15 protein-coding genes are annotated in these 16190 nt (G+C 71.2%); 4 read left to right on the top strand and 11 right to left on the bottom strand.

The window, feature by feature from the left end:
* Nucleotides 1-534: 534 nt before the first annotated feature.
* Genes BKA15_RS21995 through BKA15_RS21965 form a run of 7 tightly spaced genes read right to left on the bottom strand, consistent with a single transcriptional unit; the run spans nt 535 to nt 5723 of the window.
* Entirely contained in the window at nt 535-1755 is a 1221-nt protein-coding gene (locus BKA15_RS21995) for a beta-ketoacyl synthase N-terminal-like domain-containing protein (protein ID WP_218871526.1), read from the bottom strand.
* Complete coding sequence (locus BKA15_RS21990; protein WP_179754376.1) at nt 1752-3026, bottom strand: beta-ketoacyl-[acyl-carrier-protein] synthase family protein; 1275 nt, start codon at nt 3024-3026, stop codon at nt 1752-1754. The genes BKA15_RS21995 and BKA15_RS21990 overlap by 4 nt, the downstream gene beginning before the upstream one ends.
* On the bottom strand, nt 3023-3904 hold the full coding sequence (locus tag BKA15_RS21985) for a cupin domain-containing protein (RefSeq protein WP_179754374.1): 882 nt from the start codon (nt 3902-3904) through the stop codon (nt 3023-3025). Before BKA15_RS21985 ends, BKA15_RS21990 begins: the two co-directional genes overlap by 4 nt.
* 14 nt (nt 3905-3918) lie before the next feature.
* Complete coding sequence (locus tag BKA15_RS21980; protein ID WP_179754372.1) at nt 3919-4191, bottom strand: acyl carrier protein; 273 nt, start codon at nt 4189-4191, stop codon at nt 3919-3921.
* Between the two features lie 13 nt (nt 4192-4204).
* Complete coding sequence (locus BKA15_RS21975; protein ID WP_179754370.1) at nt 4205-4558, bottom strand: antibiotic biosynthesis monooxygenase family protein; 354 nt, start codon at nt 4556-4558, stop codon at nt 4205-4207.
* Entirely contained in the window at nt 4555-5367 is an 813-nt protein-coding gene (locus BKA15_RS21970; RefSeq protein WP_179754368.1) for an SDR family oxidoreductase, read from the bottom strand. The genes BKA15_RS21975 and BKA15_RS21970 overlap by 4 nt, the downstream gene beginning before the upstream one ends.
* Nucleotides 5364-5723 carry a SchA/CurD-like domain-containing protein gene (locus BKA15_RS21965; RefSeq protein ID WP_179754366.1) on the bottom strand — a complete coding sequence of 120 codons (360 nt, stop codon included), beginning with the start codon at nt 5721-5723 and terminating at the stop codon, nt 5364-5366. The genes BKA15_RS21970 and BKA15_RS21965 overlap by 4 nt, the downstream gene beginning before the upstream one ends.
* Nucleotides 5724-5907: 184 nt before the next feature.
* Between BKA15_RS21965 and BKA15_RS21960 the strand changes: the two genes are divergently transcribed.
* From BKA15_RS21960 to BKA15_RS21950, 3 genes are all read left to right on the top strand, one after another.
* Entirely contained in the window at nt 5908-7113 is a 1206-nt protein-coding gene (locus BKA15_RS21960; protein ID WP_218871525.1) for an FAD-dependent monooxygenase, read from the top strand.
* A complete protein-coding gene (locus BKA15_RS21955) occupies nt 7110-7940 on the top strand; it encodes an SAM-dependent methyltransferase (RefSeq protein ID WP_179754361.1) in 831 nt (276 codons plus the stop codon). The genes BKA15_RS21960 and BKA15_RS21955 overlap by 4 nt, the downstream gene beginning before the upstream one ends.
* Nucleotides 7941-8003: 63 nt before the next feature.
* Nucleotides 8004-8840: an aldo/keto reductase gene (locus BKA15_RS21950; RefSeq protein ID WP_179754359.1), complete on the top strand. Its 837-nt coding sequence runs from the start codon at nt 8004-8006 to the stop codon at nt 8838-8840.
* A 26-nt stretch (nt 8841-8866) separates the two neighbouring features.
* Here the strand turns inward: BKA15_RS21950 and BKA15_RS21945 are convergent, their stop codons facing one another.
* Genes BKA15_RS21945 through BKA15_RS21930 form a run of 4 tightly spaced genes read right to left on the bottom strand, consistent with a single transcriptional unit; the run spans nt 8867 to nt 13444 of the window.
* Entirely contained in the window at nt 8867-9880 is a 1014-nt protein-coding gene (locus BKA15_RS21945) for a methyltransferase (protein ID WP_179754357.1), read from the bottom strand.
* Nucleotides 9877-11004 (bottom strand): aminotransferase class V-fold PLP-dependent enzyme, encoded by a 1128-nt coding sequence (locus BKA15_RS21940; RefSeq protein WP_218871524.1) that lies wholly within the window; start codon nt 11002-11004, stop codon nt 9877-9879. The genes BKA15_RS21945 and BKA15_RS21940 overlap by 4 nt, the downstream gene beginning before the upstream one ends.
* Nucleotides 11001-11807 carry a tryptophan 2,3-dioxygenase family protein gene (locus tag BKA15_RS21935; protein ID WP_179754356.1) on the bottom strand — a complete coding sequence of 269 codons (807 nt, stop codon included), beginning with the start codon at nt 11805-11807 and terminating at the stop codon, nt 11001-11003. Before BKA15_RS21935 ends, BKA15_RS21940 begins: the two co-directional genes overlap by 4 nt.
* Before the next feature lie 29 nt (nt 11808-11836).
* The gene (locus BKA15_RS21930; protein ID WP_179754354.1) at nt 11837-13444 is read right to left on the bottom strand and encodes a phytoene desaturase family protein; all 1608 of its coding nucleotides are present in this window, start codon (nt 13442-13444) and stop codon (nt 11837-11839) included.
* A 105-nt stretch (nt 13445-13549) separates the two neighbouring features.
* On the opposite strand from BKA15_RS21930, the gene BKA15_RS21925 reads away from it, so the two are divergent.
* Complete coding sequence (locus tag BKA15_RS21925; protein WP_179754353.1) at nt 13550-16153, top strand: helix-turn-helix transcriptional regulator; 2604 nt, start codon at nt 13550-13552, stop codon at nt 16151-16153.
* The last annotated feature ends 37 nt before the right edge of the window (nt 16154-16190 follow it).

The raw sequence follows: 16190 nt of genomic DNA, 5'->3' as shown, positions 1-16190 counted from the left end.
TGCTCTGCCCCGTTGACAATCCCCGCATCCGGTTGGATGACGTTCCCCGCTGAACTTCGGACTCCCTCATAGTTGCCGAACTTCAAGCCGATCACCTCCCTTGCGAAGACCATAATCTTCGCAGTGAGGAGTCACAAGGTTTCCCAAAGATATCGTTCGTTACAGTCGTACGAATTCTTCCCCACACGCGGAAAGATGCATATTCGGAATAACTGTTGAAGGTCGAAGCATTGCGGGATTGCTTACAAACAAGGGATTTGCCAGAGCCCAGCCAGATAGTGGACACCAAAATTCGAGCGCAGGAATTCGCAAAGATTCCTCGAATTAGGTCGCTCGGATCACGACCTCGACGTCGCCGCAGAATTCGAATTCATCCGACCAGGACCCGGGGAGATGAGCGCACCACGAACCCCCGGAATCGGCGCTGGCAGGACTACACCGTAACCGACCCCGGTGCCGACCGGCCAGATCAGTTTCTGTGAGCTTTGTGTGAAGTCGCCCAGGAGTCGTGGTGTGCGGCGTGTCACCCGCGACTCAGGTGCCGGGACGACGCAACACCGCGGCCGCGTTGAAGCCGCCGACGCCCCGGGCCAGGACCACGACATGGCGCAGCTCCGGCGCCGGCCGGGACTCCGTCACCAGGTCCAGCGAGGTCGCCACGCCGTCCAGATTGACCGACGGCGGCAGCACCCCGTGGCGCAGCGCCAGGGCCGCCCAGGCGACGTCCAGGGCGGCGCCGCCGGAACAGAGCCGGCCGACCATCGTCTTCGGTACGCAGACGGCCACGCCGCCCGGCCCGAACACCTCGTCGATCGCCGCCTCCTCGAGGCGGTCCAGCCGGGGATCGCCGGCCCCGTCGGCGAACACCGCGCCCACCTCGTCCGGAGCACAACCGGCCCGGTCCAGTGCGGTCCGCAACGCCCGGGCCAGCTGCCGGTGGTCGGGCGCCGGGTCGGTCGGGTGGTGCGCGTCGTGGGTGGCGGCGGTGCCGGCCACCTCGGCGTACGCCGTCGCGCCCCGCTCGGCCGCGAACCCCGGCGATTCCATGATCAACATCGCGCCACCCTCGCCCGGCACGTGGCCGGTCGCGTCGGCCGCGAACGGCCGGTAGGCGGTGGCCGGATCCTTGCCGGTACTCAGGCCCGGCTGGCTGGACTGGCAGACGATCGCGTACGGGGACAGCGGCGCCTCGGTCCCACCGACGACGACGGCTCCGACCCCGCGCCGGATCGACCGGCCCGCCGCGGCCAGGGCGTCGAGCCCGCCGGCCGCATCGGAGACGATCACACCGCAGGATCCCTTGAGCTGTTCCTTGATCGAGATCTGGCCGCTGCTGGCGGCGTAGAACCAACCGATCGACTGATAGGCGCTGACGGCCCGCGGGCCCTGGCCCCAGAGCGCGTGGATCTCCCGCTGGCCGAACTCGTTGCCGCCGGACGCGCTCGCGGTCACCACCGCGAGCCGGTACGGGTCGTGGTCGGCCGGGTCCAGCGCCGCGTCCGCCAGGGCCAGCCGGGTCGCCTCGAGGGCGTACCAGGTCCAGCGGTCGGTCTGCACCCGGAGCTTGCTGTCGGTCCGCTCGGCCGGGTCGAAGCCGGGCACCTGGCCGACCACCCCGATCGGCAGCCCGCTCGCGTCGTAGCCCTCGACCGGGCCGAGCCGGCAGGTCCTGGTCAGGGTCTGCTGCCAATGCTCGGCAACCCCGATCCCGGTCGGCGCGACGACGCCGATGCCGGTGATCACCGGATTCATCATGCTGCTGCGACCTCTTCCACTCGTGAGAACACCATCGCCGACTGGAAGCCGCCGAAGCCGCTGCCGGCCGACAGTGCATGATCAACTCGGACCTCGCGGGCTACCTGCGGCGTGTAGTCGAGGTCGCACTCCGGGTCCGGCGTCTCCAGGTTCGCCGTCGGCGGCACGACGCCGCGCTGGATCGCCAGCGCACAGGCGGCCATCTCGATCGAGCCGATCGCGCCGAGCGAGTGCCCGACCACGGATTTGATCGAACTGATCGGCACCCGATGAGCATGATCACCGAGCGACCGCTTGTAGGCGGCCGTCTCGTGCCGGTCGTTCTGCTTGGTACCGGAGCCGTGCGCGCTGATGCAGGAGATCTGGTCCGGGTTCAGCCGGGCCTGGTCCAGCGCGTCGACGATCGCGTCGCCGAGCTCGATCCCGTCCGGGCGCAGCCCGGTCATGTGGAACCCGTTGGCCCGCGCCGCGTAGCCGCCGATCTCGCAGTAGATCTCGGCGCCCCGGGCCAGCGCGTGGCCCAGTTCCTCGACCACCAGCACGGCAGCGCCCTCGCCGAGCACGAAGCCCTGCCGGTCCGCGTCGAACGGGCGGGAGGCCCGTTCCGGGTCGGCGTTGCGCGGCGTGGTGGCCCGGATCGCGTCGAAACAGGCCACCGTGATCGGCGTGATCGGCGCGTCCGCCGCGCCGGCGATCATGACGTCGGCCTCGTCGTCCTGGATCAGCCGCAGCGCGTGGCCGATCGCGTCGATCCCGGACGTGCAGCCGGTCGACACCACGGTCGCCGCGGCCCGGGCGCCGAACCGCACCGCGAGCTCGGTCGCGGCACTGGACGGCACCAGCGACTGGTAGAGGAACGGCATCGCGTGCCGGTGATCGACCAGCCAGTCCCGACCATGATCACTGGCGACGACGTACTCGTCCTCCAGGGTGATCGACGAGCCGACCGCCGAACCGAGGGACACCCCGCGCCGGTCTCCGCTATTCTCGTCGGGCAGCTCGGCCAGCCCGGAGTCGGCGACCGCCTCGCCGGTCGCGGCCAGGGCCAGCTGGACGAACCGGTCGGTCCGCCGGACGACCCGCGGCGTGAGACCGTACCGGGACGGCTCGAAGTCCACCTCCGCGGCGATCTGGGACCGGAACGCGGTCGGGTCGAAGGCGGTCACCCGGCGGATCGCCGGCTTCCCGTCGACGATCCGCTGCCAGAAGTCCTCCCGAGTCGGGCCGCCCGGCGCGACCACGCCGACGCCGGTGACGACGACTCGTCTCATCGCGCCGCTCCCGCTCGGCTCGCCCCGCCGTCGCCGACCAGGACGGCCTGCTCCTCCTCCGGGCCGGGTTCGGTGTCGACGTGGCCGAGCTGCGGCGCCGGTGCCAGCGGGCTGAGCTGGAACACCGCCAGCGCCTCGTCGTCGCCGATGTTGATCAAGCGATGCCGTACGTTGCGCGGCACCAGCAGCGCGTGCTCGGCCGGCACCGTCACCGGCTCGCCGTCCAAGTCCACCTGCAGCGTCCCGGAGGCGACGAACAGATATTCCTCCGAGTACGGGTGGTAGTGCTCCGAGACCCGTTCGCCCGGGGCCAGCCGGACCGCGCCGCAGAAGCCGGACGAGGAGCCGACGTTCGGCGGCGCGATCATGGTCCGCAGGTCGCCGCCGCGCCGCCGGTTGGCCGGCACGTCGCCGAACCCGACCACCAGCCGGCGCCGCTGCTCCACCCGGTCCTTGATCAACTTCAGCTGGACGGTGCTGTTGCGGTTGATGTTGTCGGTCATCCAGGCCGTGTCGACCGGTGCGTCCGGCCGCATCTCGAAGTCCTGGACCCAGCGCAGCTCGGTCCGGTCCGGCCCGAGTTCGCGGTAGGTCCAGGTGATGTTCATGAACTCGAACGGGCCCTTCTCGATCCGCCGGGCCCGGACCACGCCCTGCTCGGTGTCCCAGTGCCGCTCCGAGACCCAGGACCAGACCCGGCCCTGGTCATCGGGGTGCATGGTGAGCCGGAACGTCGCGGAGTTCTCGGTCTCTTCGAGGATCTCGATCTCCGCGTACTCGGAGAACAGGTTGGGCCAGTCGCGCAGGTTGTTCGTCTGGGTCCAGACGAACGAGCTCGGGGCGTCGATCTCGATGGCGTTGTCGGTGTGTCCGATCATGGTGCGCGCTCCTCTCAGGCCCGGCCGGCCAGCCGGTCGTTGACCAGGTCCCGGATCCCGGCCGGGGTGGCCTCCGCGGTCAGGTCCGGCTCGATCTCGACGCCGAACTGATCTTGGATCCGGCTGGCGATCTCCACCCGCGCCAGTGAGTCGAGATCCAGGTCGGTGAAGCTCCGCTGGTACGACTCGGGCACGGCCGTGGCGGCGTCCAGCCCGACCGCGAGCAGCAGCTGGCGAAGATCATCGTCGGTCAACCCGGTGGTGGTCACTACGGTCTCGTTGGTCATGATCAAGTTCCCTTCAGGAGGTCGTGGTCGCCGGCTCGGGTGCCGGCTGGGCGGAGGTCTCGGCGCAGATCTCGAAACGGAGCGAGCGCGCCTCGGTGAAGCATCGACGCAGCGGTGCGGCGAGTTCGCGGTGTTCCTCGGTGGCCTCCCAGGCCACGAAGGAGTCCAGGTCGCGCCACTCGCTGGTGATCATCCACTGCTCGGGATCGGTGGCCGACCGGCAGACCTGATCACGCAGGTGGCCGGGCACGCCGCGGGCCACCTCGTAGCGGATCTGCTCGTAGGCGTCCAGGAAGTCGTACTCGTACTCCAGCGGGACCTTGAGCAGGAAGACGATCCGGGCCCGGAAACCCTCCGTGCCGGTCATCGGGCACCTGCTTGGGCCGGCGCCGCCGCGGCGGGCCGCGCTGCAGCGGTGTGGGCTCCCGGCGGCGGGCCGCCCACCCCGGGCGGCGGCCCGCCGGCCAGGACCGAGCTGTAGGAGAACTTGCCCAGCACCGGGACGACGCTGCCGTACAGGCCGTCCGACTCCGGGCTGGTCAGGAAGCCGACCGCCCGGGCCACCAGCGCCGGGTCCACGGTGTGATCAAGATCGAGACCGGGCCGCTCGGCCCGCATCTTCGGGGTGTCCGCGATCGTCATCGACACCACGTTGGCGTGGATGCCGCGCCGCTTCACCTCGTGCGCCATCGACCGGACCCAGGTGGTCAGCGCGGCCTTCGCGGCCGAGTAGGCCGACAGTGCAGCCAGCGGTTCGACCGCCAGCGGCGTACTGAAGTAGACCAGCCGGCCGCCCTCGGTCAGGTGCGGCAGCACCGCCTGGGTGGCCACCACCGCGGACCGGAAGTTGGACATGATCAACTCGTCGTAGACCGCGATGTCGGTGAGCATCACCGGGCCGAAGCCGAACCGGCCGATCAGGTGCACCAGGCCACCCAGCCCGTCGAACCGTTCCGCGGCCCGGGCGGCCGCCTGCTGGGCGCCGTCCGGCTGGGCGGCGTCGACCTGGAACGTCTCGATCACGCCCGGCGAGCCGTACCGCTGGTCCAGTTCGGCGAGCTTCTCGGCGTTGCGGCCGGTCAGCAGCAGCCGGTGGCCGCGGTCGGCGAGCACCCGGACGACCGGCTCGGCCAGCGGTCCGGTGGCGCCGGTGATCAACAGCGCGGGGGCGTTCACTTCGATTCCTCGAGTGCCGCGACCCGGGTGGTGACGTGCTCCATCATGGCCCGGCCGAAGAAGGCCCGAGCGCCGTCCGGCGTGCTCAGGTCCCGCGGCTCGGCCAGGAAGGGATCGAGATCCCGCTCCAGCTGCTGGATGCTCGGCTGCCGGGCCAGGTGCGCCATGATGCTCGGCAGCGGCCCGTCCACCTCCATCATCCGGACCACCAGGCCGTCCTTGATGAAGATCGAGGTGCCGAGCAGGCGGGCCCCGTCCGGGGTCACCCACTCAGGCGGCTCGTAGTTGGCCAAGAGTTCCTTGACCTGGTCCTCGGTTCCGGGCCGAACCCGGAACATGATCGCGTGTCGCTGCATGGTTCCTCCCGCGTCGTCGTCTGCTCCCAGCCTGGGCTGCGCGCGCCGTCGCTGTCTTCCACCGCCTGGAGGAGATCCGGGCTCCCCTGCCTGGTGGACCGGGAGTTCATTCCGCCGACGGAAGACGATCACGGTCTCGCTTGCGTACCGTCGTGATCATGATCTTGAACGAGCGGAACGCACCGTGAACCCGCCGGCCACCGCCGTGATCATCGGCGGCGGGATCGGCGGCCTGGCGACGGCCCGGGCGCTGCACCGGCAGGGCATCGAAACCACCGTGTACGAACGCCGCGCCGAGGCGACCGACGCCGGCGCCGGCAACGGCCTGGTGGTCTGGCACAACGCGACCATCGCGCTCCGCGGCCTCGACCTGGAGCCGGACCTCGCCGACATCGGACTTCCCTTGCAGCGTTACGTTTTCCGGTCCGCCGCCGATCGTGACCTGGCGACCTGGTCGTTGGCCGACGGGGCCCGGCGGACCGGCGCCGCCGCCTACACGGTCGCTCGTCCGGACCTGCACCGGCTGCTCGCCAAGGCGGCGCCGGACCGGATCGAGTACGGCGCCCAGTGTGTCGGCTTCGAGGAGGACCGCGACGGCGTCCTGGTCCGGTTCGCCGACGGCCGGGAGGTCCGGACCGACCTGCTGATCGGCGCCGACGGGATCCGTTCCGTGGTCCGGCGGCAGCTGATCCCGGCCGAGCCGCCGCCGCGGCACGCCGGCGTACGGGCCTGGCAGGGCGTGGTGGCCGATCCCGGCGGGGTGCCGGACGGCGCGTTCCTGAACACGTTCGGCCACGGCCTGTGGTTCGTCTTCTACAAGTTGGCCGGCGGCCTCGTCTACTGGGACGGCGTGGTCAGCGACGAGGTCGCGCGTGATGATCACCGGCTGCGCGACGGACGGCTCGGCGAGCAGGGAAAGGCGTTCCTGACCCGGCTGTTCGGGGATTGGCCCGGCCCGATCCCGGACCTGATCGCGGCGACGCCGGCGGACGAGCTGCAGCCGGTCGACATCGCCGACCGCGATCCGGTGCCGCGCTGGAGCACCGACCGGGTCACCCTGGTCGGCGACGCCGCGCACCCGATGACGTTCAACCTCGGCCAGGGCGCCAACCAGGCGATCGAGGGCGCCGGAGTGCTGGCCGGTTCGCTGGCCGCCGAGCCGGACCTGTCCACCGCCCTGCGCCACTACGACACGGCGCGGACCGTCCGGACCGCCCGGCTGGTCCGCCAGTCCCGCGCCAACGGGGTGTTCAGCCGCTGGCGGCATCCGGTGGTCTGCGCGGCCCGGGACGCGTTCATGCGGGTGGCGTTCCCGCGCCTGGTCTACCGCAAGACGTACCAACTGACGATGGACCTGCATCCGCTCACCACAACCGAAGGACGGCCATGACGACCCTGCAGCAGCCCACCACCGGCGTCAGCCGGACCGCCGTGATCATCGCCCAGGCCCGGGCCGAGGAACACCGCCGGCCGGACCGGCTGTTCGACGACCCGCTGGCCCAGCACTTCGTGGACACGATCGGCTGGATCCAGGTCGCCCAGGCCGGCCGGATGAACCAGGAGCACTTCGTCCTCCGGACCCGCTTCTTCGACGACTACCTCCGCTCGGCGACGGCGGCCGGCCGGCGGCAGGTGGTGCTGGTCGCCGCTGGCCTGGACACCCGGGCCTACCGGCTGGACTGGCCGGACGGCACCGAGCTGTTCGAGATCGACCTGCCCGGCCTGGTCGCGTTCAAGCAGGCTGTGCTCGGCGTCCAGCGAGCCGAGCCGCGCTGCCGCCGCTCCGTGGTCCGGGCCGACCTCCGCGACGACTGGCCGGCCGACCTGATCGCCGCCGGTTTCGACCCGGCGCGACCGACGGCCTGGCTGATCGAGGGGCTGCTGATGTATCTCGAACGCGCCGACAACGACTCCCTGCTGGAGCGGGTCGGCGGCCTCTCCGCGCCCGGCAGCGCCATCGCGCTGGAACACATCAACCAGGCCTACGTCGACCTGCCGGAGATGCGGGCCGTGCACGAGCGGCTGAAGAACGTCGGCGCATCCTGGCACTCGACGGTCGAGGACCCGGTCGCCTGGCTGGCCGGGCACGGCTGGACCGCGTCCGTGACGCCGCAGACCGCGCTGGCCCAGCGGCACCGCCGGCCGGTGCCCCGGCTGACCGACCCGGCGATCGTCGACGACGCTCGGATGTGGCTGGTCAGCGGCGAGCGCCCCTGAACGGCCGGCGCAGGGCGTGCCATGATCGGGACCGTAATCACCCCCGATCCGTTGGAGGCTTGCATGACCGGCGTCGCCCCGCTCATCCAACTGCGCAACGGCGCGAAGCTGCCCGCCCTCGGCCTCGGCACGTACGGGCTGACCGGTGACTCCGGCGTCGCGTCCGTACGGACCGCGCTGCAGGCCGGCTACCGACTGCTCGACACCGCCGAGAACTACCGCAACGAGGAGACCGTCGGCGCCGGCGTCGCCGGGTCCGGCGTGTCCAGGTCCGAGGTGTTCGTCACCAGCAAGTTCAACCGCGAGTGGCACAGCGTCGACGGCGCCCGGCAGGCGTTCCAGGCCAGCATCGAGCGGCTCGGCCTGGACTACCTCGACCTGCTGCTGATCCACTGGCCGAACCCCGACCAAGATCAGTACGTGGACGCCGTCCGCGGCCTGCAGGCGCTGCTGGACGACGGGCTGGTCCGGGCGATCGGCACCTCGAACTTCAAGCCGGCCCACCTGCGCCGGGTGATCGACGAGACCGGGATCGTGCCGGACGTCAACCAGATCCAGCTCAACCCGTACCACCCGCGGGAGGAGGACCGGGCCTTCGCCGCCGAGCACGGCATCGTGATCGAGTCCTGGACGCCGATCGGCGGCTCCGGCGACGGCCTGCGCAGCGCGCCGGTGATCACCGAGATCGCCGAGGCGCACCGCCGGACGGCGGCCCAGGTGATCTTGCGCTGGCACCACCAGCTCGGCCTGGTGGCGATCCCGAAGTCCGGCGATCCGCAGCGACAGGCGGAGAACCTGGCGATCTTCGACTTCGAGCTCACCGACGCAGAACTGACCGCGATCTCGGCGCTGGACCGCAAGGGCGAAGGGCTGGCCGACTCCGACCGGCAGGGCCACTGAGCCCGCGGCTGCTCCATGATCACGGGCTACTTGGTGGCGACCAGGATCTCCACCGGGCCGGGCAGGACGACGATGTCGGAGAAGCCGACCCGGCCCAGCAGCTCGGCGTACTCGTCCAGCTCACGGAGCATGCTGGAGCAGCTGTCCACCCCGATCAGGAAGTAGGACCAGAAGAACTGCTGCGCGAGCCGCTCGGCGGTCCGGAACTCCTCGCTGATCATGATCGTGCCGCCCGCTGCCAGGGCCTGGAATCCCTTCCGCAGCAGCAGTTCCGCGGTCGCCGACGGCCAGTCGTGCAGCACCCGGACGAAGGACAGGGCGTCGTAACCGGTCGGCAGCGGCTCCGCGAGGAAGTCGCCGCCGACGAACCCCAGCCGGGATCCGCAGCCCAGCGCTGACCGGGTCCGCTCGACCAACGACCGGACGGCCGGCAGATTGTAGACGTCGACCGCCAGCCCGGGATTCGCCGGCAGCAGGTGCGCGGCCAACGTGCCGTCGCCGCCGCCGACGTCGAGCAGCCGCACCCGTTCCCGGCCGCCCCAGAGCCGGGTCGTGTTGAGCCGGAAGCTCTCGACGAACGGCCCGATCCCCGCCGCCATGCTCTGCTCGAAGGAGACGAACTGCTCCGGACCGGACGGGGGCCAGTCGAAGGCCTCCGCGGGCATCGCGACGTCGCCCCGAAGGACCTCGGGCAGCCGGCCGTGCAGCACGGTCCAGGGATGGCGGTCGCGATCACGCTCGATCGACGCCGGGCCGAGGACGTCGGCGGCCGCCGCCAGAAGACCGGCGACCGCTCGGTACTCGAGCCGCCGCACCTCCGCCGCTCGTGGCCGAACCGGCTCGACGACGCCGAGGGACTCCAGGCAGTCGAGCAGCTTGTGCAGCCGCCCGGGGACCAGACCGAAACGATCACTGAGCTCACCCAGCCTGACCGGCCCCGGGTCGAGAGCCTCCAGGATGCCGAGGTCGAGCGCCGCCTGCAGCACGTCGACCGCCTTGGATCCGTTGTACAGCAGGCTGATCAGGGCGCGCGGCGTCATCGGGCCAGCTCGGTCACGGCGTCCAGGAACAGCTCGACCTCGTCGATGGTGTTGTAGAAATGCGGCGCGACGCGCAGCCCGTCACGCCAGCTGCAGATCATCCCGCGCCGCGCCAGCTCCGACGCGACCAGTCGATCACCGGGGAACCGCAGATTGATCATGCCGCCGCGGCGCGCCGGATCCCGCGGAGTACGGACCTCGATCCCGGCGGCGTCGGCCCGCTCGATGATCTTGTCGGTGCAGGCCAGGGAATGTGCCCGGATCTCCGCCGAGCCGACCGCGGCCACCAGGTCGAGGCCGACCCGCGACATCATCGCGGCGACCGGGACCGGTGTCCCGCCGGCGAAGCGCCGCGCATCGGCCGCCGGTTCTGCGGACGCGGAGACCTCGAGGGGATGAGCAGCGGCGAACCAGCCGGTGGCGGCCGGCCGCAGTTCCGGCAGCAGGTCGGACCGGACGTACAGAAAGGCCGTGTGGGCGCCGCACAGCCACTTGTGGGCGCCGCCGAGGACGAAGTCCGCGCCGAGCGCGGTCACGTCGAGCGGCACCGCGCCGACCGTCTGGAAGGCGTCGACCGCGACGAGCGCTCCGGCCTCGTGGGCGCGCGCGACGATCCGCTCGAGGTCGAGCAGGGCGCCGGTGGTGGCGCTGCCGTGAGCCACACAGACCAGCCGGGTGCGCTCGTCGATCGCGCCCTCGATCGCGTCGAGATCGAACTCCGGGCCGCCGGATCCGGCCACCACCAACTCGGCGCCGTAACGGCCGAAACCGGCCCAGATGCGTGGCACCGTGGGGAACTCGAGGTCCGTCGTGATCACGCGGTTCCGCTCGCCGCGGAAGTCGAGACAGGTGCCGATCCGGCCGAGCAGGGTGCTGACGTTCACGTCGGTGATCACGGTCCCCCGCGGCGCTCCGATGAAGGTCGCGAGTGCTTCCCGGTAGTCGGTGAGCTCGTCGAGCCAGCCGGTCCAGGCGGTGTCGCGCCAATGGCTCAGCGTGTGCCAGTAGTGGTGCAGGACCGGCTCGACACCGCGCGGGATCGCACCGGTGGAGTTGCTGTTCAGATAGACGCAGTCGGTCAGCACCGGGAACTCGCCCCGGACGGCGCCGAGCCGGCCGGTCACCCGGCCCGCTCCGCGCCGGGCTGGTGTCCGCCCTCCCGGTTCCAGTCAGCGGTCAGCTCGTCCCGGGCCCGCCAGAGCGGTCGGAACAAGGGCTTGGTCATCCGCCCGATCAGGATCCTGGCCGGTACGCCGTCGAGGGCCTTGACGTCCCGGCCGACACCGATCGTCCGCCGGACCAGCATGAAGTGGGCCACCAGCCACAACTGGTACCGCTCGTCGAAGTCCACGAACAGTTCGCAGATCCGTTTGACCTCGTCGTCGCCGCCGGGGGCGTACACCTCGCTCGGCTGTAGGTTCCGGCGGCCCAGCAACCGGTCGAGCGCCTCCGCCAGATACCGTGCCGCGGTCTGGATCGCGTTGAAGCCGGGTGACTCCTGACCGCTGCCGTTGCCGAGGCTGCGCCGGATCACCTGATAGGTGTCCGGCGTGAGGGTCTCCAGGACCCGGATCTCGTCGCCCAGGCAGGAGCTGATCCTGATCACCCGGTCCAGCCGGGCCGCCGCCGGCCAGAGCCGGTCCCGGTCAAGATCATCGACGAGCTCGGTCAACTCGTGGGCGATCAACTTGAGCCAGAGTTCCTGGGCCTGGTGGACGATCTGGAACATCAGTTCGTCCGGGTCGGTCAGCAGATCGGCCGAGGTCTGCAGCGACAGCAGGTCCTTGGTCCGCAGGTAGATCTCGTAGTCGTGACTGCCGTCGCCGACCCAGCTCTTCAGCACCGGGTTGAAGATCGGCTGCGACAGCAGCCCGCGCAGGCTGTCGGCTGGGCTCCGGCCGTCGGCCTGCAGGTGTGGGTCTCGCATCGGTGATCGCGTTCCTCTCGTCGAGTTGATCATGGTTCCCGAGTTTGATCATGGTTGAGCAGCTGGCGGGCGACGATGTGGCCCGAGCCGCCGTTGACGCCGTGGCCCGGCCAGGTCGCCGCACCGACGAGGTACACGTTCGGCACGGTCGACCGATGGCTCGGCTGGCCGGGCAGCGGCCGGAAGGTGTAGCTCTGGCTGAGATCGTGGCTGCCCCCGTACGGATCACCCGGGCCGCAGTTCGGGTTGAACCGGGCCAGATCGTCCGGACCGAGGACGTACCGGTCGAGCACCGCCCCGGGCAGGTTCGGCGCATGCCGCCCGGCCAGTTCGATCACCCGGTCGGCGAACGCCTGCTTCACCGCGTAGGTCCAGCCGTCCGGGCCGACCGGGATCAGGCCGGCCGCATCACCGCGCAGCACACACGGCACCTCGAGCAACTGCAGCCGGGCGACGGCCTTCCCCGGTGGACACCGGGACGGGTCCAGTGTCGACGGGGTGTCGAAGGAGATGGTCGGCTCGGCCGGCAGCAGTCCGCGGGTCGCCTCGTTGATCGCCCTCGACGTCGCGTCGAGACCGCCGCCGAGGTGGGGCTGCCCGACCAGGGCCAACCGGTCGTCGGCGAAGCGGGGTGGCTCGGAGAGGGCGAGATGGACCTGGACGCACCCGCGGCCGTAGCGGTACGCCGCGGCCTGCCGACGGATCCGGGCCGGCACGACGGCGGGCTCGTGGGCGAGCAGGTTGAGGTACAGCTGATCGGGGTTGACCGAGGCCACCACGGCCCGGCCGGCCCGCACCACGTCACCGTCCGCCGTGACCACACCGACCGCACGACCGTGGCGGACCAAGATCAGGTCGACCTGCCGGTCGCACTCCACGACCCCGCCGTGGCGCCGGATCAGGGCCACCAGGGCGTCGATCAGGCGCTCGCTGCCGCCGGCCGGAATCGGCATTCCGGCGCCGGTCAGCGCCAGCAGCACCAGCACGGCCCAGAGGGCGCTGTTCGCGTCGTCCGGTCCTCGGCCGAGATGTACGACCCAGGGCGCGAGCAGGCCGCGCAGGACGGGCGAGCGGAACCGCTGCTCGAGCAGGTCGCGCGCGGTCCGGGTGAACAGCTGCGCGAACTCGGAGTGGCCGCCCCGGTCGTCGTACAGCAGGCTCTCGATGATCTTGGTCGAGGCGCGGCTGGTCAGGTCCGCGCCGAACAGCCCGAAGATCGGTCCGGCCAGCGGCTCGAACTCCTCGAGCAGCTGGGCCAGCGCCGCGCCGTCGCCCGGAGCAAGGCGGTCCGCCTCGGCGAGGTTCTGGTCCGGATCGGTCGACAGCACCGCGGACTCGCCGGTGGGCAGGGAGATGCCGGTGGGGTAACGGGTGTTCCGGTAGTCGAGCCCGTGCTCGGCCAGTTCGGCACCGAGCTCGGCGTACGCCGGTCCCGCCACCAGCAGCGGATGCGCGGTCGCGTACGTGTCGTGCTGGAAGCCCGGCAGCGTGAGCTCGTCGGTCCGGACCAGACCTCCCGGCCGGTCGTTCCGTTCCAAGATCACGACGCTCCAACCGGCCCGGGCCAGGTAGGCCGCCGTGATCAACGCGTTGTGGCCGCTGCCGATCACGACGGCATCGAAGGACTGCGAAGTCATGGTTCAGGACCCTGCCAACGGCAGCTGGGCAAAAGATCGGAAAGTCCTCGGCAGCCCGCTGCGGATCGGCCTTCGCCACGGCGGAGACCGTGCGAGCATCAGGGAATGGACCGCAGACTTGTCGAACGAGATCGTGAGCTGGCCGATCTCACTCAGCTGGTTCGGCAGGCGGCCACCGGTACCGGCCATGTGGTCCTGGTCTTCGGCGAGGCCGGCATCGGCAAGTCCCGGCTCGTCGAAGCCATGCGGGCCCGGATGCCGGCCAGCGGCCGCATGTTGGTCGGCCGCTGCGACGATCTGGCGACACCGCGCACCCTCGGGCCGTTCCGGGACATCGTCGACAGCGTGAGTGCCGACCTCGCCGCCCAGTTGGAACGCGGCGACCGGGACCGGCTGCTGACCGCCTTGCTGGCGGAGCTCCGGCACCGCGACCGGCCGACGCTGCTGGCCGTCGAGGACATCCACTGGGCGGACGAGGCGACCCTGGACGTCCTGCGCTACCTGGCGCGGCGGATCGAGCAGCTGCCCGCCGTCCTGCTGCTGACCTACCGTGACGACGAGTTGCCCGTCGGTCCGTCCCTGCAGCAGCTGCTGGTCGCTGCCGGAGGAAGCCACCGGTGCCGACGGCTGCCGCTGAGCCGGTTGTCGGCCGCCGCGGTCCGGGAGCTGGCGGCCGGCAGTACGCTCGACCCGGAACAGCTGTATCAGATCACGGCGGGAAGCCCGTTCTTCATCAGCGAACTGCTCGCGTACGGCTCGATCGGCAACGTGCCGCCGACCGTGGTCGACTCGGTCCAAGACCGACTGCGCGGCCTGCCTGCCGCCGCCCGCGCCGCGGTGCAACAGCTCGCCGTCATCCCGTCGGCGATCGATCGGTGGCTGGTCGACGAGATCGTTCCCGGCGGCTTGCTGACCCTGGCCGAGGCGGAGGAAGCCGGCCTGCTGGTGGTGACGCCGCAGCGGGTGTCGTTCCGCCACGAACTCGCCCGGCGCGCGGTCGCCGACTCGCTGTCCGGGATCCGGCGGGCGGAATTCCACCGGATCGTCCTGGCGGCGCTGATCGGCCACCCGGGCTCTGATGTCGGCCACATGGTTCATCACGCCTCGGCGGCCGGGGATCGGGAAGCCATCCTCCGGTTCGCGCCCATCGCGGCCAAGGATGCGGCCGTCAGCGGTGCCCATCGTGAGGCCGGCACCCACTACCGCGCAGCGCTGGACTACGCCGACGGCCTGAGCCCGGACGAGCACGCCGGCCTGCTGGAGGGCTATGCCGTCGAGTCGTACGTCGTCGGCGACGGAGCCGAAGCGGTCTCGGCCCAACTGGCCGCGATCGAGCTCCGCCGGTCGCAGGGGAACCATCGCGCGATGGGCCAGGGCCTCAGCTGGCTGGCCCGGATGCAGTGGTGGGACGGCCATCGCCAAGCAGCGGAACGGACCGCCGCGGAGGCCATCGCGGTCCTCGGCCGGCTCGGCCCGTCCCGGGAACTGGCTCGTGCCTACGCCCATCAGGCCCAGCTGGACGTCCTGGCGCACCAGGCCGCCGAGGCCCGGCTGGGTGCCGAACGGGCGGCGGCGATGGCCCGGGCGACGGGCGATCAGGCCACCGTCGCCCACGCACTGACCACGATCGGCGCCTCCCGCTGGCAGCAGGGCGAGCCGGGGGCGACGGAGATCCTGCACGACGCGCTGCGGATCGCGCTCGACGCGGGCGCGGCCGACGACGCCTGCCGGGCCTACGTCTATCTCGCCTGGGATCTGGTCGACAACTTCTGGGTCGGTGACGCCGAGCCGTACCTCGCAGCGGGCCTCGAGCTCGCCGAGCGTACCCAGCAGTTCGGCTGGCTCGACATGCTCAGCATCATCCGGGCCACATCACTGACCGCGCGCGGTCAGTGGGCCGAGGCCGCGCGCGCCGCGAACCTCGCGATCGGTCCCCGGGCCCACTTCCGTTGCCCCGCGCTCGCGGCGCTGGGCCGGGTCAAGTCCCGGACCGGTGATCCCGAGGCCACCGCGGTGCTCTCGTCCGCGCTGGAGCTCAGCCGCCGGATCGGGGAGACGCTGTGGATCGGCTACGCGGCCGCCGCCGCGGCGGAAGCTGCCTGGCTCCGCGGTGATCTCCGAGCGATCCCGGAGATCGCCGCCGCATCGTATGAGGAGGCCCGGCGGCTCAAGATCAGGACCAGCTGGCCCTGGCCCGAGCTGGCCTTCTGGCTGTCGAAGGCCGGCCACCCGGTCGAGCCCTCCGGGATCGACAGCCCGTACGAGACGCTGATGGCGGGCCGGTGGCAGGAGTCGGCGGAGCGCTGGAACGCGGCCGGCTACCGCTACGAGGCCGCGCTCGCGCTGAGCGAGAGCCCGAATCCTCAAGATCAACTCGCGGCCCTCGACGTGCTCCACGCGCTGGGCGCGCGTCCGCTGGCTCAGCTGGTCCGGCAGCGGTTGCGGCAGCAGGGCGTCAGTTCCGTGCCGCGCGGCCCCGCCGTCACCACGCGGTCCAACCCGAAGGGACTGACCGCCCGTCAGTACGAGGTCCTGCAGCTGCTGGCCGCCGGTGTCAGCGACGCGGAGATCGCCGAACGGCTGGTGATCTCGGTACGCACCGCGAGCAACCACGTCGCCGCCGTCCTCACCAAACTCGGCGTCCACAGCCGGGTCGAGGCCCGGAAGCAGGCGGCCAGGTGGCTGGACGAAGCCGGCGACCGGCCGTGACCCAGCCGGCTCCCAGCGTCTGCCCAGCGGTGTCGGC

Source organism: Microlunatus parietis, assembly GCF_013407955.1.
Classification (GTDB): domain Bacteria; phylum Actinomycetota; class Actinomycetes; order Propionibacteriales; family Propionibacteriaceae; genus Microlunatus; species Microlunatus parietis.
The sequence above is the reverse complement of the archived record's forward strand: the minus strand, read 5'-3'. Positions and strand labels throughout refer to the sequence as shown.